Origin of the sequence: Sphingomonas sp. TF3 (genome assembly GCF_003985085.1) — a bacterium.
In the GTDB taxonomy this organism is placed as follows: Bacteria; Pseudomonadota; Alphaproteobacteria; order Sphingomonadales; family Sphingomonadaceae; genus Sphingomonas.
Map to the genome: position 1 here is coordinate 122,959 of NZ_RWKS01000001.1, position 26,358 is coordinate 149,316.

At 67.2% G+C, this 26,358-nt stretch carries 20 protein-coding genes and 1 pseudogene; 8 read left to right on the forward strand and 13 right to left on the reverse strand.

The window, feature by feature from the left end; all coding sequences use genetic code 11:
* Positions 1 to 2: 2 nt before the first annotated feature.
* The 7 genes from EJC47_RS00565 to EJC47_RS00595 form a co-directional block, all read right to left on the reverse strand.
* The gene (locus EJC47_RS00565; protein WP_126845053.1) at positions 3 to 1,481 is read right to left on the reverse strand and encodes an aldehyde dehydrogenase family protein; all 1,479 of its coding nucleotides are present in this window, start codon (positions 1,479 to 1,481) and stop codon (positions 3 to 5) included.
* 9 nt (positions 1,482 to 1,490) lie between these two features.
* Positions 1,491 to 3,086 (reverse strand): GMC family oxidoreductase, encoded by a 1,596-nt coding sequence (locus EJC47_RS00570; RefSeq protein ID WP_126845054.1) that lies wholly within the window; start codon positions 3,084 to 3,086, stop codon positions 1,491 to 1,493.
* Complete coding sequence (locus tag EJC47_RS00575) at positions 3,079 to 4,197, reverse strand: CaiB/BaiF CoA transferase family protein (RefSeq protein WP_126845055.1); 1,119 nt, start codon at positions 4,195 to 4,197, stop codon at positions 3,079 to 3,081. Before EJC47_RS00575 ends, EJC47_RS00570 begins: the two co-directional genes overlap by 8 nt.
* A gap of 866 nt (positions 4,198 to 5,063) precedes the next feature.
* Complete coding sequence (locus tag EJC47_RS00580; protein WP_126845056.1) at positions 5,064 to 5,687, reverse strand: MobA/MobL family protein; 624 nt, start codon at positions 5,685 to 5,687, stop codon at positions 5,064 to 5,066.
* Positions 5,688 to 5,791: 104 nt separating this feature from the next.
* Positions 5,792 to 6,670 (reverse strand): 3'-5' exonuclease, encoded by an 879-nt coding sequence (locus EJC47_RS00585; protein WP_126845057.1) that lies wholly within the window; start codon positions 6,668 to 6,670, stop codon positions 5,792 to 5,794.
* A gap of 70 nt (positions 6,671 to 6,740) precedes the next feature.
* Positions 6,741 to 7,502 (reverse strand): hypothetical protein, encoded by a 762-nt coding sequence (locus tag EJC47_RS00590; RefSeq protein ID WP_126845058.1) that lies wholly within the window; start codon positions 7,500 to 7,502, stop codon positions 6,741 to 6,743.
* A 318-nt stretch (positions 7,503 to 7,820) separates the two neighbouring features.
* Positions 7,821 to 10,664, reverse strand: coding sequence for a MobA/MobL family protein (locus EJC47_RS00595; protein WP_126845059.1), 2,844 nt, complete (start codon positions 10,662 to 10,664; stop codon positions 7,821 to 7,823).
* A gap of 549 nt (positions 10,665 to 11,213) precedes the next feature.
* Between EJC47_RS00595 and EJC47_RS00600 the strand changes: the two genes are divergently transcribed.
* On the forward strand, positions 11,214 to 11,432 hold the full coding sequence (locus EJC47_RS00600; protein WP_126845060.1) for a hypothetical protein: 219 nt from the start codon (positions 11,214 to 11,216) through the stop codon (positions 11,430 to 11,432).
* Between the two features lie 228 nt (positions 11,433 to 11,660).
* Here the strand turns inward: EJC47_RS00600 and EJC47_RS00605 are convergent, their stop codons facing one another.
* A complete protein-coding gene (locus EJC47_RS00605; RefSeq protein ID WP_126845061.1) occupies positions 11,661 to 13,466 on the reverse strand; it encodes a diguanylate cyclase in 1,806 nt (601 codons plus the stop codon).
* A 98-nt stretch (positions 13,467 to 13,564) separates the two neighbouring features.
* Positions 13,565 to 13,690, reverse strand: a complete 126-nt coding sequence (locus EJC47_RS21280) for a DUF6766 family protein (protein WP_260591443.1) — start codon at positions 13,688 to 13,690, stop codon at positions 13,565 to 13,567.
* On the opposite strand from EJC47_RS21280, the pseudogene EJC47_RS00610 reads away from it, so the two are divergent.
* From EJC47_RS00610 to EJC47_RS00640, 7 genes and pseudogenes are all read left to right on the forward strand, one after another.
* Positions 13,646 to 14,466: pseudogene (locus tag EJC47_RS00610) on the forward strand (transposase); the annotation flags it as partial. The gene EJC47_RS21280 and the pseudogene EJC47_RS00610 sit on opposite strands and share 45 nt — an antisense overlap.
* A gap of 308 nt (positions 14,467 to 14,774) precedes the next feature.
* Complete coding sequence (locus tag EJC47_RS00615) at positions 14,775 to 15,263, forward strand: hypothetical protein (protein ID WP_126845062.1); 489 nt, start codon at positions 14,775 to 14,777, stop codon at positions 15,261 to 15,263.
* 1 nt (position 15,264) lies between these two features.
* Positions 15,265 to 15,750 (forward strand): DUF7665 family protein, encoded by a 486-nt coding sequence (locus tag EJC47_RS00620; protein WP_221885149.1) that lies wholly within the window; start codon positions 15,265 to 15,267, stop codon positions 15,748 to 15,750.
* A complete protein-coding gene (locus EJC47_RS00625; RefSeq protein WP_126845063.1) occupies positions 15,704 to 16,234 on the forward strand; it encodes a Mov34/MPN/PAD-1 family protein in 531 nt (176 codons plus the stop codon). Before EJC47_RS00620 ends, EJC47_RS00625 begins: the two co-directional genes overlap by 47 nt.
* Entirely contained in the window at positions 16,231 to 17,610 is a 1,380-nt protein-coding gene (locus tag EJC47_RS00630; protein ID WP_126845064.1) for a thiamine biosynthesis protein ThiF, read from the forward strand. Before EJC47_RS00625 ends, EJC47_RS00630 begins: the two co-directional genes overlap by 4 nt.
* Positions 17,611 to 17,664: 54 nt before the next feature.
* On the forward strand, positions 17,665 to 17,877 hold the full coding sequence (locus tag EJC47_RS00635; RefSeq protein ID WP_126845065.1) for a hypothetical protein: 213 nt from the start codon (positions 17,665 to 17,667) through the stop codon (positions 17,875 to 17,877).
* A 23-nt stretch (positions 17,878 to 17,900) separates the two neighbouring features.
* On the forward strand, positions 17,901 to 18,209 hold the full coding sequence (locus EJC47_RS00640; protein ID WP_221885150.1) for a hypothetical protein: 309 nt from the start codon (positions 17,901 to 17,903) through the stop codon (positions 18,207 to 18,209).
* Between the two features lie 14 nt (positions 18,210 to 18,223).
* On the opposite strand, the gene EJC47_RS00645 is transcribed toward EJC47_RS00640, so the two are convergent.
* The 4 genes from EJC47_RS00645 to EJC47_RS00660 form a co-directional block, all read right to left on the reverse strand.
* Positions 18,224 to 21,556, reverse strand: a complete 3,333-nt coding sequence (locus tag EJC47_RS00645) for an ATP-dependent helicase (protein ID WP_126845066.1) — start codon at positions 21,554 to 21,556, stop codon at positions 18,224 to 18,226.
* Positions 21,556 to 22,170 carry a helix-turn-helix domain-containing protein gene (locus tag EJC47_RS00650; protein ID WP_126845067.1) on the reverse strand — a complete coding sequence of 205 codons (615 nt, stop codon included), beginning with the start codon at positions 22,168 to 22,170 and terminating at the stop codon, positions 21,556 to 21,558. Before EJC47_RS00650 ends, EJC47_RS00645 begins: the two co-directional genes overlap by 1 nt.
* Positions 22,170 to 22,835: a sigma-70 family RNA polymerase sigma factor gene (locus EJC47_RS00655; protein ID WP_126845068.1), complete on the reverse strand. Its 666-nt coding sequence runs from the start codon at positions 22,833 to 22,835 to the stop codon at positions 22,170 to 22,172. The genes EJC47_RS00650 and EJC47_RS00655 overlap by 1 nt, the downstream gene beginning before the upstream one ends.
* An 81-nt stretch (positions 22,836 to 22,916) precedes the next feature.
* A complete protein-coding gene (locus EJC47_RS00660; protein ID WP_126845069.1) occupies positions 22,917 to 26,357 on the reverse strand; it encodes an ATP-binding protein in 3,441 nt (1,146 codons plus the stop codon).
* Position 26,358 lies beyond the last annotated feature (1 nt).

Sequence of the window (26,358 nt, forward strand, 5' to 3'; positions counted from 1 at the left end):
GGTCAGGCGACGTGATAGGCGATCGTCTTGATGTAGGTGAATTCGTGGAGCCCGACTTCGCCGAACTCGCGACCATAGCCTGAACGCTTGATCCCGCCGAACGGGTGATGGGGGCTCATCTTGCCCGACCCGCCATTGAGGTTGACCTTGCCGGTCCGCAGCCGCATCGCCAGCGCATAGGCGCGGCCGACATCGGCCGAATAGATGCCGCCCGAAAGCCCGAAATCGCTGTCATTGGCGATCGCGACCGCCTCGTCATCGGTATCGAAGCCGATCACCACGCCGACCGGCCCGAACGCCTCTTCCTGCGCGATGCGCCATTTATTGTCGACCTCGTCGAACAAGGTCGGCTCATAGAAAAAGCCGCGATCGAAGCCAGGGGGAATGCGGCCGCCGGTTATCAGCTTCGCGCCGTCGGCGATCGCCGAATCGACCAGTGCCTGAACCCGATCGCGCGCGGCGGCGCGGATCAACGGCCCCATGCGCGTCTCCGGATCGGCCGGATCGCCGATCCTGACCGCGCGGAACATCTCCCCCAGCCGCGCGACGAAATCCGCCCGCACCGAATTATGGACGACGAAGCGCGTCATCGCCGCGCAGGCCTGACCGGCATGAAAGGTGAGACTGGCAAGCGCGTTTTGCGTCGCCGCGGCGAGATTGCCGTCGGCGCGCACGACCATCGCCGATTTCCCGCCCAGCTCCAGGATGCACCGCTTCAGCGTCGGCGCCGCCTGCGCCTGGATCGCCGCGCCGACACGGTCCGAGCCGGTGAAGGTGACCAGGTCGACGCGCGGATCGGTGGTCAGCGTTTCGCCCACCGACAGGTCGCCATTGATGACGTTGAAGACGCCGGGCGGCAGCCCCGCGGCGTCGGCGGCCTCGGCGAGGATGAAGGCAGACAGCGGCGTGAGCGGCGATGGCTTGAGGATGACCGAATTGCCCATCAGCAGCGCCGGCACCGCCTTGCCCATGTTGAGCGTGAACGGCACGTTGAACGGCGTGATCGCGAGACAGACGCCGACGGGCTCGCGCACCGCGACGCCGCCGCCCAGCATCGTCCGGCCGTCGGCCAGCGAAACCGGCTCCAGCGGCAAGGGCTGCGGCTCCTGCCGGCACGCCAGCTGGATATAATGCCGGGCATGCTCGATGCCGGTGGCGAACTGCATCGTGCGCGCAAAGGCCTGGATCGATCCGGTTTCCGCCGCGACCAATGCGCGCAGTCCTTCGCTGCGCGCTTCGATCCAGTCGCACATCGCCGTGATCCTGGCGGCGCGCTCCTCCATCGACATGCGCGGCCAGGGACCGGCATCGAACGCATGGCGCGTGGTTGCCAGTGCCGCCTCGACGTCGTCCGGTCCAGCAAGCGCGGCGTGCGCAATGATGGCTTCGGACGCGGGATTGATGACGGGCTCGCTCCTCCCGCCACTCGGCGCGATCCACTCGCCGCCGATATACAGGCGGCCTTCGTGCGCGATGTCCACTTCGTTCTCCTAGGCGCGCTGCAGGACGAAGTCGGCGCAGCGTTCGCCGATCATGATCGCCGGTGCATTGGTGTTCCCGCTCACCAGATTGGGCATGATCGAGGCGTCGGCAACGCGCAGCCGCGGCACGCCATGCACCCGCAATTTTGCATCGACCACCGCCGCCGGATCGCTTGCCGGCCCCATCTTGCAGGTGCCGCAGGGATGGTAGACCGTCTTCACGACGCTGGCGATATGCGTTTCGATCGCGGCATCGCTGAGTTCGTCATCGGGCCCATGGCCCGGCGCCAGCTCGCAATCGAGCAATTGCGCAAGCGACGGCGAATGGAGGATCCGCCGCGCCAGCCGCACGCCCCGCACCAGCGTCGCCATGTCGTCCGCGTGCCCCAGCACATTGCCGTTGATCCGGACCGGCGCGGCGGCGTCGCGTCCGCTGATCCGAACCGATCCGCGCGCCTGGGGGCGCAGCACGCACGGGCTGATCGAAATGCCATGGCCGGGCAAGGGCGGGCGATCGGCATCGCCGGTCAGTGCCGCCACCACCGTGAACTGGATATCGGGCCGGCCGCTGCCGTCGGTGGAAACGAACCCGCCGGATTCGACGATATTCGATGTCAGCAACCCCGATTTGAACATCAGCCATTGCAGGCCGTGGCGCACCGCCGTCAGCCCCTTGTCGGCACCCAGCAGGCTGATCGGGTGGCGCGTCTGGCCGTAGACGCCGGCCTGGTAATGGTCCTGGAAATTCTCCCCGACTCCCGCCAGCGCCCGCACCACGGGGATGCCGTGCTCGGCGAGCAGCGGTTCGGGGCCGATGCCCGACAATTGCAGCACCTTTGGCGAGCCGAAGGCGCCCGCGGCGACGATCACTTCCTCGCGCGCGGCGGCTTGCTGCACAGCGCCGTCGCTGCCGCGGTAACGCACGCCGGTCGCGGCGCCATTCTCCATGGTCACTGCCTCGACATGGGTTTCGCAGCGCAGCGTCAGCAGCGGGTTGTCCCGCACCCGCGACAGGAATGCGACGGCGGCGGATTGGCGCCGGCCCGCGGCGGACGTGGTCTGGTAGAAGCCGACCCCTTCCTGCGACGCGCCGTTGAAATCGTCATTATAGGGCAGGCCGGCTTCCTGCCCCGCCCGCACGAAGGCGTAGCTCAGCGGATGGTGATAGCCCGCGTCGGACACCTTTAGCGGCCCGTTCGCGCCGTGGAACGGCTCGGAATATTTCTGATTGGCCTCGCCGCGCTTGAACACGGGAAGCACGTCGTCCCAGCCCCAGCCTTCGCATCCGGAAGCCTGCCACTGGTCATAATCCTCGGCCTGCCCGCGGATATAGACCATGCCGTTGATCGAGGATCCGCCGCCGAGCAGCCGGCCCTGCTTCATATAGACGCGCCTGCCGCCGGCCGCCGCCTCGGGTTCTGTCCACAGATGCCAGGCGAGTTTCTTGGCGATCTTCTGGATGCCGCCCGGCATCGAGATGAAGAAATCGCGATCGCGCGGGCCGGATTCGAGCAGCAGCACACTCTTGCCCGCTTCGACCAGCCGCGTGGCCAGCACGCAACCGGCAGACCCCGCCCCGATCACTACATAATCGTAGCTACTCATCGCTTGCCGCTATGGGCGCGGCGACCGGATCGGCCATGTCCCTATGCGGGGGACCCCGCCATCGCGAGAGCGCCGCCGCCACCGTGATGTCGCCGGCCGGCTTCGCCGCACCGGGCACGCCACCGAAGCGCGGCGCGGCGGCGGGCAGGTTGTCCGGAAAGATCCCGCGCGCCAGATTGTGCGGGAACCGGCGTGCCTCGGCAAAGCTGAGCACCGGCGCGACGCAGGCGTCCGTCGGCGCGAATATCTCGGTCCATTCGTCGCGCGGACGCGAAGCGAAGCAGGCTGCGAATGCCGCTTCCATCTCGCCCCATTTGTCCCGCCCGCGCTGTGCGAATCGCGCGCGCTCGATGCCCAGGCCATCTACCAGCAGTTCGAAAAACTGCGGCTCGATCGCCGCGACCGAGACATATTTGCCGTCGGCGCAGACATAGCATCGATAATAAGGTGCGGCACCGTCGAGGGCGTTTTCGGCCCGGCGGTCCTTCCATTCCCCGGCATTCATCATGCCGTGGATGGCGCTGGACAGCGCTGCCACCCCATCCACCATCGCCGCATCGACCACCGTGCCCCGCCCGGTTTCGCGAGCGCTCAGCATTCCGGCGAGCAGCCCGATCATGGCGAAGGTGGTGCCGCCGCCATAGTCGCCAATCAGGTTCAGCGGCGGCGGCGGCGGGCGGTCCGCCCCGCCTATCGCATTCAGCACGCCCGTAATCGCAATATAATTGAGATCGTGCCCGGCGCGCGCGGCGAGGGGGCCGTCTTGCCCCCAGCCGGTCATGCGGACATAGACCAGCCGCGGATTCACGGCGAGACATTCGTCCGGCCCCAATCCCAGCCTCTCCATCACGCCGGGCCTGAAGCCTTCCATCATTCCGTCGGCTCCAGCGAGCAACCGCAATGCGGTGTCGCGTCCCTCGGGGGATTTCAGATCGATCCTGACGACCGCCCGATTGCGCAGCAGGTCGGCGCCGCCGGCACGATCGGAAACCCCCGCGCGGGCGATCCGCAGCACGTCGGCACCCATATCCGCGAGCAGCTTGGCCGCGAGCGGCACCGGCCCCATCGAATCGAACTCGATCAACTTCATTCCTGCCAGAGGGCCGGCCATCGTGCTTTTCCCGCTCACGAATCTAGATTGCCGGGATGTCGCGATTGCGGCGCTCTTGCATGTCCCCACAAAGGTACATCCGCGATTGCGTGGGCGTCCGCGGCAACTCTGTTGCAAGTGTGATCCGCCTGGCGCCGCATCGACGCCTGCACTACGAAACCGGGGCGCCCACCGTTCTTGTCGTTCCGGCCTTGACATCGATCGTCCACGGCGCGGGTTCGGGAAGGCGCATGCTGCCCTTGCCCAGTTCCAGCGGCATCCAGATATAGCGCGAATCCCAGAGCTGCTTGGGCTCCCAGCGATCCCCGACATAGATGATTGCGGTTCCCCGCGAACCGGCGACCTCCCCTTCGAAGGCGGCGATCGATACGAGACGATCGAAAGGAAGTGTCGGACAAGCGCGGCCATTGGCTGTAGTAATGCCTCCATTTGGCTGGGATGCCTTTGGTAGCGACGGTGGGGGTTGGCGCTATTCGGTCCTGAGCCAGATCACGCTGCTACCGGACCCGTGCCGATCTCGGCTTCGCGACGCATAGCACTGTTGGAGATCGCAAATATTCCCGCTTGATGACTACGTCTACTGATCCGACAGCGGATCGCTGGATTCGGTGCGACGCTCGTACGGCAAGGGTATATTCGGCGGCGGCTTTCGCAGACACTTTCTGAAAGATGCTCGTTGGCAATGGCCAGGTTCTGCCAAAGCGTCGGACGGAGAGAATTGGCGGATCCGGCCGCTTCCACAGAGCCTACTGGCCGATCGGATGGGGCGTCGGCCCTCACCGACCCGCGCGAACGAAGCTCGGCCAACAGGGACGGGTCGTGCCCCGTTCGGCAAATAGCACACCACGCTGGGGCGCCCGCGCTGCCTATGTAGCGTTGGCATAGCTCGTGGGATAAAGGCCGGTCCTTGCCCACCATTTCTCTGCGAGCGCCTTGCGCGCCTTCTCAGTGCGCACCCAGGTCTGACGGATGCGCCCGGCATCCGCATGCGCCGGATCGAACACACGACTGGTGATCAGCATGTGGACATGTGGCAGGATCTCGGGCTGGTCGTCGGTCCCGGTCCGATGGATTGCCCAATCGACCACCATTCCTTGCGAAGTGAGATGGTCCTCGCAGAATCCCTCGATCAGATTGCGCCAGCCGGCCACATCCTCACCCAGCGGCAGCGATCCGACGGCATGGATGCAGGCCGGCTCATCGGGGCGGATTGCGGCAGCATGACGATCCGCCTGGTCCCACAACCCCAATCCGTCGAGTGACGGCTGGTTAGCCCGCGACGGCGCGCAGCGGCCGTGGGCAACCAGGTCATCACGCACCGACCAGTCGGGCGTGGGGCCAAACGCGTCAATACCGTGGCGGCGGTTGATGTACAGCCAACTAGCGCGTGCCGTGTGGTGCGTGCGCAGCAACTCGGGGGTGTAGCGGCCCGTGTGCTGATGCACAGCGTAGCGAACGTTGAACGGACGGTCGTGATAGAGCGTGAACATAGACTTCCTTTCTTCGGGGGTGGTGGCCCGCACGCGGCCGTATCCGCATGGCGCTTTGCGCCGCGGATTTCGTGAAATTTCGATGATGGGGATGTCTTCGCGGGTCAGCCGCGGTGGCGTTGATGCCAGGTGATCGAGCGCAGCGTCGGGCTATGGCAGCCGGCCTCAGCGGCGAGCCATGCCTGCTCCTGCTCTGCTGCCTCGCCAGGAACCTCAATCCGCCAGCGGCGGATTGTCTGGTCCCATTTATACCCTCGCGCCTTGAGCCTGTCCTTGGCCTCGAAGGGTGCGCCGGCAGCGACCACGCGCATGGTCGGGCGCTGGGCAGTAAGGATCATTTCGCTGGAGGCGGTCCGCCCCGACGGCAGCGTGGCTGCAAGCAGCGCGACCAGCGCCGCGACATCGGCGTCGGCGCGATGGCGCTTGTTGAAAAATCCGGCGACCTGGCCCAGCAGCGCGCCGAGCTGCCGACCCTCATAGCCGTGGGCGCGCCAGTCGATGTCGCTGAGCGAGCAGCACCATGGCATGCCCGCAATCGCAGGATACCGTCGTTCGATCCATGCCGCGTCGAATCTCGCATTATGTGCGATGGTCAGGTCAGCCTCGGACAACAATTCCACAGCAGCTTGATCGTCGATGCGCTCGCCTGCGAGGATGGCGTCTGACAGTCCGGTCAGGCGGGCGATTCCCGCCGGCAGGGGATGGCCTGGGTCCTGCAGCCAGTCGTGCAGCGAACCGATCGCAACGATGTTCCCCCGCGCATCGAACTTCACTGGACACATTGCGAGTTCGATGATGCTGCCGGTCGTTGGATCGAGTGAGGTCGTCTCTGTATCGAGCACGATCGCTGTGCGCACCCTGCCCTCCGGCTCGGGCAGCGGCAGCAGATCCAGCGACGGTAAGGAGCGTTGTATCCGGTAGTCGGGATGTGCGTCGAGCAGCGCCGCGGCGCGCTCGGTGTCGGCGGATAGCCAGTCGTGCATGATGTCATGTCCCTAAACGACAAGACCCCGCCGAAGCGGGGCCTTGTGGAGGTGTGTGGGGGGCCGGATGTCAGACGTATGAGAGACCATCTTCGAACGTCGCCCATCGCGCGTCCTCATCGCCCGCATCGCGCCGCGTGCGATACTCGCGGTAGTAGCTGGCGAACGACGCGGCGCGGCCGAACGGGCGCGAGCGCAACATCGCTTTGAGCTCGGGGCGGTCCTGCTCCAGGTCCAGCAGCCGCTCGCGCAGCGGCAATAGCGTCTCGAAAAATGGGTCCGGCACGGCCTTCAGGAATGCCGCGCCATGTGCCCATAGCATCAGCCGCCGCACCGCCATTGACAGCGCCACGCCTTCGGCTGTCGCCGGGGCGTCACGGCGCCAGGAACGCGCAACCTCGTGGTCGGGGACAAAGGTGGCGTGGATACCGAGGCGCTGGCACAAGGCGACCTCGTCGATGCCGGTGCCGAACATCGCCGCCGGGTCGATCATCCCCTGCCCTTTCGCCAGCGCTGCCAGGTTCGGCTCGGTGAAGAAGCGGCGCGATGCTGCCTCGATAGCGAGGGTATCGCAGTCGCTTTCGCTCACGATGGTCGGCGCGCTGGCGACCAGCGCGCCGTCGAGCAGCACCGGCAGAGGCCATTCGAGATCGCGCGCGTCCGAAACGCATTTGATCGTTACCTCACGATGCCCGTCGTCGCGCTCGTGAAGCGTAACGACCGCCGCGGCGACCGGCTCGCGCGCCAGCACGCTGCTCGCCGGCATGTCATCGACCGGCACGCAGGCCAGGCCGACCGCCTGGATGACAGGCGGCACATGGGGTGAGTTCATTTTGGATCTCCTTGCAGGAGAACCAGGAAGCCAAGAGCCAAATATCAGCTCTTTTCCTTCACTTCCCAGTTCTCACTGCAAGCGCAAGCAGTCCCTGAACCTTAGCCGGTCGTGGTGGCCGCGACCGATCGGCTTTCCATCATCTGCCCTTGCCTGACGGAGCTGCGCCAGTTGGCGCGTGCCTTTTCCACGCTGGCCTAAAAAATATCGCGGACGTTGGTTGTGGTTTGACCGTGCGACCCAGGCCTCGGCCGTCACCCACGGCTCGATCGTCGCCTAGGGTATCCCTTCCCCCCGCGGAGGGGATATGGCGTCGTGTCAGCGGGTGAGGCCGAGATCGTGAATCCCCCAGTTTGGCGTGGGGACGGCGGCGACGTTCGTGCGCAGTGCTCTGGCGAATTCGGCAGGCCATGTTGGGCGTCCAGCGGCGCGGCTCTTGCCGATGGTTTCTGAGACCGCAGTCATAATGCGAGCCTCATTGCGCCATTGATCGAGGAGATTCTGAATCGTCTTGGGCGTCTTGGCTGATATGCGCGGCAAGCCCTTAGGCGGGATGATGATGTGGTCGGAATGTTCGCCGGCATATCGAAGCAACATCACGAGCGACTTGGACGGCCCACCATGACGCGTGAAGGGCGGAATGCGGAGACCGGCAAGATCATCGACCCGGGTGACTTCCCGATATGCGGGCTCGACATGCGCGCGAGGTTGTGCCGGTTCAACGGCGTGCGACCTCGGTCCCGGCATGCCCCCGGAAGCCTGTTGCGGCGTCAATTCGTGTTGCCGGTGCGCCTCGCGGATCCCTTGCTGGATGGGGAAGGCATCGCGCCAGAAACTTTCGTTGGAATAGCGATGCCAGCGTTCGATACGGCGCAACAGCGTGGGCTCAAGATCGGTTGGCCAGAAGCGATCGACCGTCTTGCTGAACGCCAAGGGCCGAGCGCCGGCTTCCCGGCGCAGTGCTGCTACGGCCGTCTGTTGCTCGTTTCGCATCTGGACCAGCTGACGCTGGACATGCGCTCGCTTCAACCATCCGTCATCGAGCTTGAACGCCCACATCACCTCCGGACCGAGCTCGAGCCACCCCGAGCCGAAGTCCGCCACATAGAGATCTGCTTTGCGCAGTTTGGCGATCAAATGTGTGTCCGCCTCCAGCTGCGAGGCATCGCCTTCGTTGAACGCGTGGCGAGGATTATCCTCAAGCCATTCGCGCGTAGGGACGGTGGCGATCGGCTCACGAGCCGGTTTCGCCATTGCCCGCCGCCGATAAGCACTGATGAACGGAGGCGGCACCCTATCCGCAGTGCCCCTATCGCGAGGCACCGCATGGCGCGTCGGTTCGGTGGGAGCTGGCTTTGGAGCCGCCCCCATGGGATCGACAGCCAGCCCCTGTTGCTGCGCTTCGCGCCAGCGAGCGAGGGCTGCGAGCAGATCGCGCCCCTGTTGGACAGCGGGATCGGACGCAGCATTGGCAGCGATGACCGATGTCGGCGTAAGTCGCCCCGCCTGCCTCGCCTCGCGAGCGGACGAGACCAGGCTTGGAGCAGGCGACTCTGTCGCGCCGGCCGCCGGACTAAGTGGTAGAGGAACAGGCAAGCCCTCGCGCGAAACGGACAATTGCGGCGCAGGTGCATGCTCGCTCGAGGCGGCGAACGGTACCCGCTCGTGCCGCTCTGACGAGGGGCGCATCTGCTCAGCAGCTGCGGTACGCTGGCTGGCTACCAGCGGTACAGGCCGCGCTATATCCTTGACCGAACTTTGGTGCAGAAGCACTCGTCGCGCGGGCAACCGTGATGCAACAAGCGGAGAACGAGCCTGTCCGACCGCGCTGGCGGCGATGCGCTCCGCCGGCCGCTCTGGCGCTGCCGTTCGAGACGCGGTGAGCCGCGCAGGGCCGCTGGGTTTTTGGCTGGCGCTCGCGCTAACCACGCGACGTATCGGAACATCGCCCGCTCGCTCGGCCTCGACTTGCGCAACAATACTATCGCGCACCGCGGTTAGCGCGGCGATCTTCTTGTCGGCATCGCGGATTGCCCGCCGCGCGGCGTTGCGCGCTTGTCTGATCCGGTTGCGGTCATCCGCCCAGACCTTGCCGCCGCGCTGCACGATGGCGCTTCGCGCCTCGCCGAGGTGCTCGCCCCCTTCGAGATCCAACCCGCGCGCGCCATAGCCGAGCCCGGTATAGCGCATATTGCGCTGGGCCTTCTCGGCGGCTTCCGACATCGAATGCGCCCATAGATGACGAAGCATCTGCACGCCGTCCCTGCCGTCGAGCTCGCCGCGGACATGATCGGCGAACGACCAGGTATAAGGGCCGACACGGGCCGTCGGCCGGAAATTGGTGAGGATATGGGCATGGACATTGCGGTCGTCCCCGCTTTCTGGCGCGCGGTGGACCACTGCGCTGTACGCCAAGCCCAATGGCTCGAGCACGGTCTCGCAGAAATGCCTTAGGGCCGCGACGTTCTCCCCATCGGACGCATCCGAGTCGAACGCGACGATGATGCGGATCTGGATCTTCCCGTTCTTGCGCGTGGTCGTATCTTCGATCGCCTGCCAGCCGGCACCGATCTCATCGATATCATCGCCGATGTTGGCAACCATGATCGGCTCGCCACGCGCATCGCGCAGCACCGCCTCGTCTCGCGCTTCATATTCCCAGCGATCGCGCGCGGCGCCGCGATAGAAGCCGGGTGTCTTGCGGCCGATATAGCTCTGTTGATAGTGGATGCCGCGCATGCCCAGGTCGTCGACCACCCATGATGAGGGCACCCTGGTCATTGCGATGACCCTTTGCGCCGGCATGCCGGGCGGTCGCTTCACGACATCGGATGTTTGCCGCTCCGGGCGATTGGCCTTGACCTTGCCGCGCAGCGTCGCCGCGATCCGGCGGCGCTCGCGATCTATCTCGGCCAGCTCGTGCAGGAAGCGCCTCGCGGCGGCACGATCCTCGAGATTGCGCTGCAGCTCGTTGGCCTTCTCCTGAGCCGCGAGCCGGCGCTTTTTGGTCGCATCCGACCGGGCCTGGCGCAGCACGACCTTGAGCTTGTCCCGGGTTGCAGGGATGCAACTGCCGTCCGGCAAGACGATAAACATCTCTACTGCGGGCGGGGGTGGGGCCGGGCCGGCGGAGCCGCCCGAATTCGCGGAACGCGAATTCATTTAATGCGCCCCCCGCCCTAAAACTGAAAACCTGTCACTGCCCGGCTGCTGTCCGAAGGCGATCTGTCGTGCAGCGTTCTGGCTGATGCGACCGAACCGGCTCTTTTTCACGGCTCGCCCAAAGCAACGGCGTTCAAAGCACGGCTGGAATCTCCAGTTGGCGCGAATGACCATTCGCTTTTGGTGAAGCTGGATTGCAGGCGAAATATCGACAGCGAGCATGTGGCTAGCATGCGGCTCATAGAGTGCGGCAACGATGTAACCCGCACCGAGATGTGCCGCCTATCTAGCCAGTCAGCGATCCAGCGCGAACGGCCGACATTGGGCCTTTCGCGGAGGGCCAGTTCCTGAATGGTCGCGGCACAAAGCCGCCGCTTGCAAGCGGGCACGTCGCGCGGGCACACGGATCTGCCTCACGCGCCGCGAATGATCATGCTAGGCCAGCGCGATGAAGACGATTGCGCAATCTCTGACCGAGCGCTGGGCAACCTTGTTCAAGGCACCGGAAGCTATACTTCCGGCGGTGCTAGTCGTAGGCGCCGGCTTCTGATGGCGACGGTGCTGGATATGGTGCGAGGGTTCGTCGAAAGACTTTCCCCCGAGCCGGTATGCGACGATTGTATAGCCGAGCGTCTGCGCCTGTCGGATACCAGCCTGGCTAATAAGAAGGTGCGCGAGCTTGCCGGAAGCGGCGGATTCGAGCGCGAACAAAACATTTGCTCACTGTGCGGCGCCCCCCGAATCGTGACCCGCCGGCGCACGCGCTAAGTGGCTAAACACTTGCCGACTGATGTGCATGGCAGTTCGATTTTGGCCCGTTTCCAGACTGGTGGCTTACATAGCCAAGGACGTAAGGCAGACAGCAGATAGCTAAGGGACCGGGCGGAATCTCTGCGGACCAAGCAGCCGCGCCATATCGGCGCTGAACACCTCCACCAATTCGCGGAGCATGGGCCGACATTGATGGAGAATGGTCACGGTGCCTTCGGTGAGGGCTCAGGCTGCGCTCTGCCGCCGGCGTTCGGAGGCGACAACGCTGCGATCGCGCCCCTGCTCCTTGGCACGCAGCAAGGACGCATCGGCAGTCTGGACCAGTCGTTCCGCCGGACAGTGCGTGGGTGTCGTCGCAATTCCAGCCGACACGCGAATTTCGCCCAGGGCTTTCCCCTCATGCACGAGATGCAGCCCGGCAACCCGCGCACGAATCTCCTCGGCGCGGGCATGGGCCTGTTCGATCGGCACGCCGGGAAGCAGGATCAGGAACTCTTCACCTCCATAGCGGAAGGCGAGTTCCTTCTCCCGCACCACACGCTGCAACACCGCACCGACTTCGCGCAGCACGGCGTCGCCCGCATCGTGGCCGAACGTGTCGTTGAAGCGCTTGAAGTGATCCACATCGAGCATCACGCAGCTGATCGGCTGGCCATCGCGCTCCGCTTCGGCGAGCACGGTCGCAAGCGTGGTGTCCAGTCGCCGCCTGTTGGCAAGGCCGGTGAGCGCGTCGCCCATCGCCATCGCGCGCAACTGGTCGCGCAGGCGCAGGTTGGCCAGGGCCAGGCCGATATTCTCGGCAAGCATAGTTAGGTAGGTCTCGGGCGTGGCTGCCCCGCCGGCATCGGCTCGCGGCTCGAAATAAAGCAGGCCGAAGATCTCGCCATGCGCCGAAAGCGGGAGGCATAGCGTGTCCGGAAGCTCTCCACCGTCAAGGTCGAGATGGTCGCAGGGTACATCCACCGACCCCCCGGCGGGGCGATGCGGCAAGCCGCGGCGCAAGGCCCAGCACGCGAGCGGCGGAAACTCCCCGCGCGAGTGCCGGGGGCCTGACCAGTCACAGCCCTCGACCAGCGCGTTCCGCGCCAGGTCGAGGAGGTAGAGCTTGCCGGCAAGGTCGGGTGCTATCTCCGGCACGAAGCGGTACACGATCTCCTCAAGGTCGTGGAGTGTGTCGCAGCCCTGCATCCGCTGGGTCATCCTTGACAGCAGGTCGCGCAAGTGACGGTCGGCGTCGCGTTCCTGCTCGAGCTGCTGACGCGCGAGCCCATTCTCGCGAAATATCCGAATGGCCTGCGCCATATCGCCGATCTCGTCGATCTGGCCGAGATAGGGCGGCAGGGCGGCATAGTCCTGCGCGGCGAGACGATTGACGACATCGCTAAGCTTCACGACCGGCTTGAGCACCCGCTGTCTGAACACGAAGAACAGAACGCACAGGAAGAGGAGACCGGTGATCGCGAGCGCGATTTCCGACACAGTCTTCCAGCCACGCGCGGCCTGCGCCGCGACGGCGACCTGCGCTTCGGTGCGCTGGTCGAGCTGATATTGGAAGCGTTCGACCATGGCGCGGGACCGGTCGAGCTCGCGCTCGTATTCGGCGCCGAACAGGATCTTCCGCGCTTTTGCCTCATCGCCAAGATCATGCGCCGCGATCGCGGCACGCTGCTCGTCATGCAGCGTATCGGCCCAGCGCATCGCGTCTTTCAACGCGTCGAGTTCGTCGGCGCCTGCGCCGGCGTCCCCAAGGTGACGGATGCGCGCCTCGATCGGCGCCAGCGCCGCGGCATCGCGCTCGTAGAGGACGCGATAGCTGGGATCGCCGGTGTCGAGATACTGCCGGGCGTGCTCGGTGAGCGCAACGACGTCGCTCTCGAGCCTCTCGGTCGCCTGATCGAGGCGATAGCGCTGCTCCACAGCCGCGCGCTCGCGATCCTGCGCGTTGGACGCGAGAATCATTGTCGTGCCAGAAGCAAGCGTAAGTGCGACCGTTGCTCCATACGCCCAGTTCGTGATTGTCGCGAGCCGCATCCGGCCCGTTTACCGCACGAGCAACACCCAATCGTTAATCACAACGTCCGGCGTCGCCGCAATTGCGGCGAGCGCCATGGCGTCCGGCACCGCGTCGATCAGGTGCCGGTCGCGCTGTGCGGCGCGGCGACCGCCTTGGATTCCGGCGATTCACGCTGCCGTAGATAGATCGACAGGACGACCAGGATGGCGGTCGAGAGGTGCCGGACCCAGCCACCAGCCACGCGGTCCGCGAGTATCTGGCGGTGCTCGACGATGCGGCGTTCGGCGGCGCGACGCCGGTCGCGCCCAAGCAGCAGCGGTGGCCGACCCGGCTGCGCGCTGGACCGCCGCGACGCGCGAGCGCGCCTTCTTCGCCTACTCGACCAACTATCTGATCGACCTCGAACATGCCGTGATCGTCGATGTCGAGGCGACCACTTCTATCCGCCAGGCCGAAGTGACGGCGCAGCGCCGGATGATCGAGCGCACGCAGAGGCGGTTCGGCCTGTGGCCCGAGCGGCTCGCGGCCGATACCGGCTATGGCGATGCCGCCAACCTGGCCTGGCTGGTTCAGGAAAAGGGCATCGCGCCGCACATCCCGGTGTTCGACAAGTCCGCCCGCACCGACGGGACGTTCGAGCGCTCGGCCTTCAGCTACGATACCCGGCGCGATGTCTATACCTGTCCGGGCGGTGAAGAGTTGCGGCGCTACTGGCATGCCGGGCGCGCCGCCAAGGAGCAGCAGCCGGTCGATGGCCTCTACAAATACCGTGCGCGCAAGACGGCATGTGACGCCTGCGAACTCCGATCGCAATGCTGCCCGAACGGACCACACCGCCGCGAACGGAAAAAGGTCGAGATGCTGTTCGCGCACCTAAAACATATCCTCAAGCTCGACCGCTTGCGCCTACGCGGACCGAACGGAGCAAAAGACGAGTTCCTACTGGCCGCCACCGCCCAGAACCTCCGCAAGATGGCCAAGATGATCCCGATGCCGATGCAGATGGTGCCCGCTTGAGCGCCCACGCTTGCGTACGTGCCGCTGGCCCCGCATCGTCAACCCGCACCACCGGCGACTTCTTCAACACAATCGGGCCGACAGCTGACATGCAACTTTCCGTCGGCTAAATTCAGAAGCAGACATTGATTCAGCTGGCTTTGAGCGTCGCCTTGGCGATCACGATCGCCAAGGCGACCTCGACCAGCTCACGCCAGCGCGTAGGCTTTTTTCGCCCAGACTAAAGATTCCTCCCCGAATTCACGGGGCCAATTTCGCTGGGGTTCTTGAGGGCGGCCGGTTCGCCGCCTGATCAGGAGCCAAGCCCTATGTCCCACACCGCCTTCATCGCCGTCCAGGGTCACGACCGCCTCGTCGAGGTCGACCTGCCCGACAACGCCTCGATCGAGATCGTCCACGCCTCCATCAAGGAGGCCGGCATCGAGATCGACGAGGAGTTCATCCTCTTCCACGACGAGGATGACGACCCGATCGAGTGGCACGGCCACAAGCGCCCGCACCAAATTAAGCACGGCGCGAAGCTGCACCTCGCCAAGTGCCGCAAGATCGACGTCACCATTCACTACCTCGAGCAGACTAAGCGCCACAGCTTCGCGCCCGGCACCCGCGTCCGCCGCGTGAAGGCGTGGGCGGTCGACCACTTTAAGCTGGCCGAGCGCGACGCCGCCGAGCACGTCCTGCAGGTCTGCGGCAGCACCGACCGCCCGCCGACCGACACGCCGCTGCACAAGCTCGTCAAGCATGGCCACTGCGAGCTGTGCTTCGACCTCGTCCCCGACGTCCGCGTCGAGGGCTGAGGTGAACGCGCCCGTCAGCCCCAGCCAGCTACTGCTCGAGCGCGACCTAGCCGCACCGGAGTTCCGGTGCGGCCAGTTCGAAGGGCGGTGGCGCGTCGTGTCGCAGGCGTGGCCCCACGTGGTCATCGCCGTGTCGGCCGCACCCCGTCCGAACTCGCCGGCTGAATTCGGCCTGCGGTTCGAATGCAGCGGCTATCCGCACCAGGCCGTAACCGCGCAGCCCTGGAACCTCGCCACCGACGCCTCGCTCGCCGCGCACCTGTGGCCGCGGGGCAAGACGATCCTGCCTTCGGTCTTCCGGCCCGAGTGGCAGGGCGGCACCTGCCTCTACCTCCCTTGCGACCGCATCTCGATGAACGGCCATGAGGTGTGGGTGAACCAGCATCCCAACCGCCTGTGGCAGCCGGCGCGCGGCATCATCTGCTATCTGGAGCAAGTCCATGAACTTCTCAATCAGGACGATTACACGGGCGCTGCTACGGCGTAGCCGCGGCATCCGCATCGAACCCGCGCGCTGGACCGCGCTGCTGGCCGAACTCGACCACCGCGGCGAGCGCCGCCACGAGGCGGGTGCCTTCCTCCTCGGCACGCGCGAGGGCGACCTCCGCGAAGTCCAGGACGTCGTCTTCTACGACGACTTGGACCCCGAGGCCTACAGCTCGGGCGTCTGCATCCTGCACGCGCCAGCGTTCGCCGCGCTTTGGTCGATGTGCCGCGCGCGGGGCCTCACCGTCGTCGGCGACGTGCACACCCACCCGGGCGGCGCCTTCCAGAGCGAGGCGGACCGCACTAACCCAATGGTCGCGCGCGAGGGCCACATCGCGATCATCGTGCCGGACTTCGCCACCGGCCGTCCCGCAACCACGCGGCTCGGCGTCTACGAATATCGCGGGAACCACGAATGGGCCGACCATTCCGGCGACCGCGCGCACCGCTTCCTCCACAACGATTTCTGGAGTACGTTCCTATGACCACCGATCCCGACCGCCTACACCGCACGGCGAAATACTTCATGGACAGCGGCCGTGCCGCGACCGCCGAGGATGCGGTCGACATGCTCTCCCGCTTCGGCCTCGCGATCAGCGTGGACCCGGCGACCGCCACGACGGTGAACGGCCAGATCGCGCTGCTCACCCTGGTCAACGCGGCGCGCCGCACGATGCTGGGCGGCATCGAGGTCGAGGGCGTCGGCGATCAGCCGGTGGTCACGAACCTGGCGACCGAGACCACTTTGCGCGAGGCGGTCGAGGCGCTCTGCGGCACCTGCGTCGAGAAGGTCCGCCCCGACTGGCCGCGCGCCATCATCGGCGACGTGGCGGCGCCGACGGGTCCGGCACCTGCGTGGCGCCTGCAGTGGGCCGGCTGGCGCGGCGGCGTGATCCCGTCGACGTGGCCCACCGCGGTGTCGGGCGACGCCATATCGCTGGCGCCGGCCATGGCCGCGGCCGCCTGCGTCGGCGAGGTCTTCGCCTACCACGCCGGCGACCACGACATGGCGGGGCGGCGCGCGTCTGGCCTCTCGATTTGGGGCCCGGGCAAACCGTGGATGGAGCCGGATCCGAGCGAGCCGGCCCTGCGGCACCTTCCCACGCATCTCTGGTTCATCGGCCTGGGCAACCTCGGCCAGGCGTTCGCCTGGGCGCTGGCGTCGCTGCCCTATCCCGAGGGTGCGGAAACCCTGCTCATGCTGCAGGACTTCGATGGGATGGCGGTGTCGAACGACAGCACCTCGCTGCTCGCTGTGCCCGAGCAGCCTACCGTCATGAAGACGCGGTGGGTTGGTGACTGGCTGGAGCACCGGGGCTTCGACGTGCGGCACGAAGAGCGGCGTTTCGGCGCCTGGACCCGGCGCTACCACCTCGAACCCGGCGCGGCGCTGTGCGGCGTGGACAACGCGGTCGCCCGCGCCGCGCTCGAGGAAGCCGGGTTCGACCTGGTGGTCGAGGCCGGGCTGGGCGCGGGAACGCAGGGGTTCCGGAATTTCTCGCTCCACTGCTTCCCCGGACCCAAGCGCGCGAGCGCGATCTGGAGCGGTGCGGCGGCGGCGGCAACGGTTCCCGACGTCTCGGGCATGCCCGCCTACGAGGCGATGAAGAAGGTGGGCGTCGACGGCTGCGGCCTCGCCCAGATCGCGTCGCGCACGATCGGCGTGCCCTTCGTCGGGCTGACCGCCTCGATCCTCGCGGTGGGCGAGCTGCTGCGGCGCCTGCATGGCGGCGACGCGATGGAGCTGGTGTCGGGTTCGCTGATGGCGCTGGACGACACCGAGGCGTTCACCGGTGCGCCCGAACCCTACTCCCATGGCCACCTCGACATCGATCCCGCTGAAATCGCGAAGGCGGCCTGAGCGGTTCCGGCGGCAGGGACTTCCTGCCGCCGGCGCATCGGCTATTGTCCAAGCATGACCGTGATCGACGACGTCCGCGCCCTGATCGACCGCCTCGCCCCGGCGCCGATCTGCGACGACTGCGTCGCCGATCGGCTCGGCCTTTCCGTGCGGCAGCACGCCAACCACAAGACGCGCGAACTGGCCGGCTCCAACGGCTTCGAGCGCCGCAAGGACATCTGCTCGATGTGCTACGGCGAGAAGCTGGTGATCCGGCGACTCAAGTGACGACGAGGCGGCCACACCATCCCGTGACGCCAGACGGCCGCTACTTCGTCGTGCGGGGCCGGCTGTGGCGCATGTCCGATCCGGCGTTGCAGGCCGACCGGCGCGAGCAGCTGGTCAAGGAGCTGATGGCGGCCCGACGGAAGGTCGGCGCGATGTGGCGGGCCGGCGACGAGGGCGGCGAGTCGGCCGTCCACGAGGCCGTCGACCGTGCAAAGCGCGCGCTGGGCGAGCGCGGCCCGGTCTGGTGGCACGACGGAGCACCCGACCTGAACCGGCACATGGCGCGGACCACCCCCTCCGCCGACTGGTATGCTGGCCCGGGCTGTCAATAACGCGGCACGGGGCGTCAGACGCCGCAAATGAAATAGCACGGACAGTTCGGGCAGTAGCGCTGATCGATCGGCTTGGCGGGGAAGCTCCCGGCTTCAATGCCGTTGATGGCGTCGGCGAACGCCTTGACGGCCTTGTCCACCTTGCCGGCGGGGAAGTCGCGCGTCACGCCGTCGCTCGGGTAGTAGGCCTCGACGGAGATCGCCCGGCCGGGAAACCTGCGCTGCGCCGCCAGCAGCATCGCGCCGTAGATCGGCTTGTCACCCTCGCCCTTCGTCTGCCGCCCCGTCCTGATCCGTTGGATGCGGACCACGCCATCGGCATCGACCAGACGGTCTGGCTCGATCGTCAGGGTGCGACCGGCGACCGGCAATTCGAGCGGCCCTTCCAGATAGGCTCCCTGCTCGGCCGCAACGTATGCGGCGCCGTTGGCGACCATGCGGTTCGCGGCCTGGCGGTAGTAGTTCTCGAAGCCGTGACCGACCGGGCCGCGCTCCGCCCATACCGCGTCCAGCTGCGCCAAGGCCTGCGCCGCGCTCGTCGCGACGCCCTCGCCACGCCGCTGCTCGATCCACGCCAGGGTCCTCCGGACGCACCGGTGGAAGTCGAGGAAGGCGGCCCCGTCGGTGCCCGCGCGCAGGCCCATAATCTGCTCGTAGCGATATCTCGCCGGGCAGCGGATGTAGGTGTCGAGCTCGGTGGCCGAATAGCTCGTCCGCCTCTCGACCGCGACCGGCGGCCTCGCGGGGGGCTGCGGCACGCTTGATGGCACCGAACGGGTCCGCGTAGGTATCGCCGATACCGAGTCCAGGAACTTGGACGCCGAAGAGTTCTGGGTGGTGTATTTCTGGGCGCGGGTCAGGGACAGGTGATCGCGAGCGCGCGACAGCCCGACGAAGAACAAGCATTCCTCCTCGGCATCATGGTCCTCCTTGCCCATGTTGAGCTGCGGATACTTGCCAAGCGTCGGCATCCTCGACCCCTTGCGGCTCGCAGGCATGTACTTTGTCGCCAGGGCGGGGAGATGCACAGCCGGGAACTCCAGGCCCTTGCTGCCGTGGATCGTCAGCACCCGGACGGCGTCGATGTCCGTCGCCTCGGCCGATATCGCGCGGTAGGCGCTGTCCTGGTTGAGCAGCTCGATCCGCCGTATGCGCGCCAACAGGCGTCGCCGGCTCCTGTCGCCCGCCGCATCGTGCTCGCCGCACACCTTCAGCAGCTGGTAGATGGCGATCAGCTTCTGGCGGTCCGCGGGATCAGAGCTCCGGACGAGCGGGTCGAGGAAGCCGCCGGTCTCGAACAGCCATCCCGTCAGCATCGTCCAGGGCGTCGTAGCGGCGCCGACGAACGCAAGCTCGCCGCCAAGCCGGGCGAGGCCGGCACGTCCGCCGTCCGACAGGCCCTCGATCTCGGCGACACGCGACAGCGCGGTGATCACCGGCAGCTCGTGCTCGCGGGCCCAGCCAACCACCTTCAAGGTGTCCTGCTCCGTCGCGCCATACGCCGGCAACTGGCCCACCCGGACCAGACCGAGCCCGCCGAACTCGGCGTCAAGCGCGACCAACGACAGCAGGTCCCGGATCTCGGCGCGCTCGAAAAGGTCGCCCAGATACAGCAGCGGCACGTTCAGCCGCTCTAGCAGGGATGTCAGGCGGCCCAGTGTAAGGTGACTGCGCGCGAGTATGGCTTGGTCGCGATAAGGGACGCCGGCTGCCTTCAGCCCTTCGATCCGGTCGCGTATCGCGCAGGCCTCGTCCTCTAACGTCCCGCAGACCTCCAGCGTGACCTCGCCGACTGCGCCGCGGTTGGCCTGCCACTGCGATTGCCGGCCTCCGGTCATACCGCCGGTGAAGGCGGCGAAGGCCCTGACGACTGGCGTTCCAGACCGGTAGTTGATCCCAAGCGTGTGGCGCTTTCCGCCGAACTCGGACGGAAACCGTTCGACGTTGGATGGCTCCGCACCTCGAAACCGGTAGATCGACTGGCGGTGGTCGGCCACGACCCAGATGTCGCGGCATTCGCTGGCGAACGCGCGCAGCAGCATCGAGCTCGCGTAGTTCACGTCCTGATACTCGTCGACGAGCAGGTGCCGGTAGGTCCCAATGACATCAGCCCGCACCTCATCGTCCGCCAACAGCGCGACGGCATGGCGGATGAGGTCGCCGAAGTCGACGGCGTCCGCCTCGGCGAGCAGCCTCTCGTAGATGACATAGACCTTGCCGACCTCGACCGCCTTCTCGGCTGCCTCCCGGCCCGCATCGTCGACCGCCGCCGCCAGATCCGCTTCGGCCGCGGTCAGGTATTCGGCCGGACCGATAAGTTCGTCCTTCGCCCGCGAGATCGCGCTAACCACGAAGGCGAGTTCGAGGGCTGGCTCGAACAGGTTCTGGTAGTGCCGGAGTGGAAGCTGCTCGAGGTTGGCCTCCAGCAGCGCCAGGCTCGCCGTCGGGTCGAGAATCTTGACCTGATCGGTCCGGCCGATGCGCCCAGCGAAGCGGGTGACCAGCTCCAGGCCGAAGGCGTGGAACGTCCCGACCCACATCTCGATGGCCGCATCGGCGTCGACCGCCGACAGGCGTTCGCGCATCTCCTCTGCGGCCTTGTTGGAGAAGGTGAGCGCGAGGATCGACGACGCCGCGTCCCCTTTGAGGATACGCGTGACGCGTTCAACCAAGGTGCGCGTCTTGCCAGTGCCCGGACCGGCGTGGACCAGCAGCGGCCCGTCGTCCCAATCGACGGCGGCCTGCTGATCATCGTCCAAGCCATAGACGACCTTCTCGCGCTCCTCGACGTCGTGACGGACGAGAGGCGGCAGCAGAAGGGCTCTGATCGCCTGCTGGAGCACGAGGTTGCGCGGCAACCCAAGTTCGGTCGCGATCCCGGAAGGCCTGGCACCGGCCAGGAGCCTGTCCCTCAGCCAGTCCGAAGGACAAAGGAACTCGCCCGCGAAGACGTCCGCCTGCACCTCCTTGCGCTCGCGCGAGGAGTATCCGTCGACGCGCGCGCCGCCGCTCTCCACCGGCTCGCCGGAAAGCCGCATCGACACGTTGGTCACGTCGCTCTCGAGATCGGTGTGGAGCCGGAAGTGTCCGAACTCGTGGGCGATGACGACCACCTCGTCCTCCTCGACCTGGCCGCGCGCGACATGGACAATGCCGGGACCGCGCTCAAAGAACCCGAGCACCTCCTCGCCCGCACGCGTGCCTGGATCGAACTTGATGATCTGCAGGTCGTGCAGCTCGACCATGGCGTCGATCAGGTTGCGCGCGGTCGGAGCGGCGTTCGTCTTCGCCAACGCAGCGGCGCGGCAGTCCCGCGCGGCGAGCCGGATGTCGCTCCAGGCGTCCATCAGAGATCAGCCAGCCAATAGTCGATCTCCTCCTGGCTCATGCCGGACGACCTCACGATCTCCTCGAAGGTGCGCTGGTTCGCTATTGGCTGGCCGACGGCCTTCGCGCGTCCACCGAGCGAAGGGGTCATCGCGGCGCGCGCGTGCGCCACGTTGAACGCTTCAAGGGGCACGCCGAGCTCGCGCGATATCGCGGTGGAGAAGCGGGGCCTCACATCGGACATCCGCCCTGCGAACAGGTCCGCCACCACGACGCGCTCTATAGGCAACCTTCGCGCGAGCTGCGGCTGGGACAGTCCGGACCGCTTGAGCATCTCGTTGAGCGACGGCACCGGAACGGCGGCCGCCTCCGCGGCCACGTCATCGGCCTCCGCCGCGAACATGGCAGCCTGCACCCGGCTTCCCGCCCGGGCGATCATGTCGTCATCCAACGAGGCGGGCGCCTCGGTGGTGTCGGCCAGCATCGCCAGACGGACGGCCGCATGCTCGCGGATGTCATGCGCGAACTTCGGGTGAAGAACCGCCCAGCGCTCCACGTCGGCGCGGGTTGGAATGTCGCATTCCTCGTGGAATGCGATCAGCACTTCGTCCCTTTCCTGCTGATTGTCTTCCATCACGAATTTCCGATCTTCTTGGCTAATTGCTTCTGTACGGTCGCGACCCTGGAGGCGGCGGTGTCCGGGCTGATCCCGAGGATGCTCGCGATCGAGGGGCCGTTCTTGCTGCTGCAGGGGACCCCCTGCATGTGGAGCACGAAGGCGGCGCGCTTGTCCTTGTCCCGGATGCTGTCCAGGATGCGCTGCACGTAGACCTCCTGCTCCGCATGGGAGAACAACTCGGTTTGCGGATCCGCCAGGCCGCCGGGGTCGTCGACCATGTCCGGATTGCGCTTCATGGCGATGATGGCCTTGCGCGCGTGATCGATCGAACGCTTGCGGAGCGTGGATTTAAACCACTTCCGCAGGCCCTCGCCGTCGGCGGCGGTCGGCGACAGCAGCGCATCCACCATGGCGGCGTGCACGTCCTCGACGACGTCGCGGCCCTGGTTGGGGAAAGCGGTCGAAGAGATTTCGCCGCGGATGATCTCCAGCATGCGACGGGAGATGAAGCGGATCATCTCCCGCACGAAGTGCTGATCGACGCCCGCGCGGCGGTAGTTCGCCCGGATCGCCCCAACGATCACCCCTTCCGGGAAGCCGGACAACCGGCCGTGTTCGACGATCCGGCGCCAGCGCTGATGGTCGCCCAGCAGCGGAGGCTCATCGTCCGCGTCACTCATCAGTATCTCCTCCATATCTGGACCTCGGAGACACAAGCGAAGGCTGACGCGGAAAATCGGGAAAAAAGTTTACCTGGCCGATCACGACAGCGTGCATTCGGAATGGAGCTCGGCCCCGACCACCGACTTCGCGATCTGGACGAGATGGGGGTGGTGGGTGAAGAACAACACCTGCGTGGTGCGCGCGACCTCGGCCAGCACGCGGAAGCCCGCCTCCGCGCGGCGATCATCGAAGTTCACGAACAGGTCATCGGCGAGGAACGGCAGGGCGACCCCGGCCGTGACCGATTGCTCGAGCGCGGCCAAGCGCAGCGCGAGGAACAGCTGGTCGGTGGTGCCCTCGCTCATCCCGTCGACGTCGACCATCGTCCGCATGTCGTCGCGCATGCCCCGGAGCCGTGGGCTGGGGCCGTCGGTGTCCACCTTGAGCGTCGCGTAGCGCCCGGTGGTGAGCGTCGAGAACAGCTCGCCCGCGCGCAGCAGCAACGGGTCCTGGTGGCGCTCGCGATACCTCTCGATCGCCCACTTCAGCGTCACCGCCTGCGTCCGCCTCATGATGTAGTCCTCGGCGAGGACCTCCAACTCCGAACGGGCCTGCTCGGCATCGGCCGCCGCGTCGACTGCGACGGTGCCGCCCGTGTCGAGCGCCGCGAAGGTGGCGCGGGCGTCGCCGTGCGCGGTCGCCGCCGCGTCCACCACCGCGTTGAGGTCATCGAGACGCGATCCCAGCGTCGCCAGCTGCGACGCGACCTGATCCGGGTCGGTCGCCTGAACCGCGGCGACCAGCGCGTCGAGCCCGAGACCGTCGCCAGCCTCGATGATGGCGCCCTCGGTCGCGGCGACCCCTTCGACCAACGCGCGCCTGGCCCTCGATCGCTCGATCGCCCCGCCAAGCGCCGTCCTGTCCGCCGCGCCAGTCTCCGCCAGGAACGGCGCGAGGGCGTCGTCGTTCGCCTTCAGCTTGGCCTGCGCCTCCTGCAGCTCGCCCTGGCGACGACGGTCCTCCTCGTCCAGTGAACCGTGCAGGGTCGCCGCGGTCCGAGCCGCCGCGAGCCGGTCCCGCATCGAGCGGAGACGTTCGGGCACCTCGCCCGTAGCGATGCCGAGTGTGTCGGCGAGCCGTCCCACCGCCGCCGCGTGGTCCCGACTGTCGCGCGCGATCCCCTCGATGCGGCGACGCAGGACCGCTTCGGACGAAGATGCCTCGCGAAGCTCGTCGAGGAGATCGAGCACAGCTCCGCAAGCGGTCACGTCGATGTCCAGGCGCGCCTCGGCCAACGCCGCGGCCCAAGCTGCGGCGTTCGTCGACGCCGCGCTTTCCGCCGCGCGGGTCCTTCGATCGAGCGCGGTGGTCTCGACGCCAACCTGATCAAGCTCCGCCTGCGCCAGGAGGCGCTTGCGGGATATGTCCTCCGACGCGGCGCGGCGCGCCTCCGCCCTGGCGAGCACGGGCCCGAGCGGACCGGCGGCATCCGCGGTCCCGAGCGCGGCGGCGAGCGCCGATCGCGCCGCGTCGCGCTTGGCCTCAGAGTGCTCGGCCTCCGAGACCAGGCCGCGCAGCTCGGCCTGCCCCGCCTCGGCCGCGTCGCGGTCCGCCTGCCAGGAATTGAACCTTCCAGGCTCCAGTTCAGGTAGGCCGACACCGCCGAGCCGGCGGCTCCAAGTGGCGAGGACCTGTTCATGACGGTCGCGCGCCGACTGGGCGCGGGTAGCGGCCTGCTCTCCCGCCAAGTCGTGCGACGCCCGCGTCCGCTCCAGCAGCGACAGCCTGCCCGACGCGTCGGCAGTCGCGTAGCGCGCGTCTGCCCGTCCGTCCGCCGCCGCGACTCCGGTCTCGAAACCCGCGACCGCCTCTGCCGGAGACGCGAGGGAGGTGCCATCCACGAGGTGGTCGCGAAGCGGCCGCCACAGACGGTCGCGCTCGGCCCGCAGTTCCACGATGTCCTCGGCCGACACGGCGGTCCCGGTCTCCAGCTGCGAGATCTCGAGCGCCGCGGCCGACGACTGGTCCGATGCGCGCTGGGCGGCCTCCTCCTCGCGACGGACCTCCGCGAGCAGGTTCGCCAGGGCGTCGCGCGCTTCCTGGATCTCGGTGGCGTCCACCCTGGGCAGGCGGGCGAGCGCATCCGCATCGCCCGTCCACGGCGCGAGCCGGGCAAGCGCATCTGCGGCCCTCCGCCTGGCGACGTCCAACCTGCCACGCGCGGCGTCGCAACGGGCGTCTGTGTCGGCGCCCTGCGCGCGCGCCTCGTCGACGGCAGTGGCCAATACGTTGTCGGCGTCGCCGACCACGTTGGCGGCAAGCGCCGCCCCCGCCCGACCCCGCCGCTCGTCGATGCGCTGCCGCTCTTCCCGGAGCTGGCGCGCCGCCAGGCGCTGCTCGCCGTCGACACGGGAGAGTGCACGCAGCCGAGCCGCGAGTTCGCGGGGCGGCGCGGCGTCGGCGTTCGGCCCAGCCTCCGCGCGGAGCCGGCGGACAGCCGCCGTCGCGTCGGCCTGCTCGACCTCGAGACCGACGAGGTCGCGCTTCGCCTTGATCTCCGCGCCCGCCTCGGCGACGAGGCGATCGATCTCGTTCGCCTCTCCGAGCACCTGCGCATCGGTCGACACGGCGGACCGCCGTTCGGCGATGTCCGCGAGTAGGCTCTCGGCCGCCGCCATAGCGCGCACCGCCTCATCCGCCTCCCGCACCAGCTCCTCGGCAGCGGTCTCGCGCTGACGCCCGAGGTCGACCGCCCCCTCGTATTCGGCGAGCGCCGTCGCCTGTTCCTCGCGGCGCCGGACGAGCGGCGCGACGCGCCTGACGCGTTCGGCGAACCTGGACTCGGTCTGGACCGCGTCGCGGTCGCGGCGCGCCGCTTCCAGCACCTCGCGCGTCCGCTCCGTCGCGATCCTGGCGTCCGACCAAGCCTTTGGCTTCAGAGCGTCGTCGCGCACGATCCTCGCAGCCTCGGCGAGCTGGCGCTGGGCCTGCGTGAAGGTGCGGCTGCCGCGGGTGGTCGGGCCCCAGATCGCGTCGGCCTCCGCCTCCAGACGGCGCAGCTCGTCGGAAACACCGGTAAGGCCAGACCCCGCGGCGAACAGCGTGCGGCCGACGTCGTTCTTCGCCTCGACCATCGCCTGTCCGCCCAGACGGAGCGCCGCCTGATCCAGACTGAAGGAGAGGCCGAACGTGTCGCGGGTCTGGCCGCGCAGCATCGCGGCGAGCGGCCCCTCGTCCATCGCGGCGTCGTCCGCACCGAGCAGCGTGCCGCCCGTTCCCTTCTTCCGGCGGCAGGCGAGCGTCGTGCCGCCATCCTCGAGCACCGCGCCGACGCGGAGCAGCGAATAGTCGAACAGGAAGTTGTATGGTGACCGCTGGGGGAAGCCAAAGAGGAGGTCCGAGACCGCGGCCAGCGACGTCGTCTTGCCGGCCTCGTTCTCGCCGTAGATGACGTGGAGGTCGGGACTGCCGGCACGAAAGTCCAGCTCGCAGTCCTCGAAGCGGCCGTAGCGCTCAAGCGAGAGGCGGGAGAAGCGCATG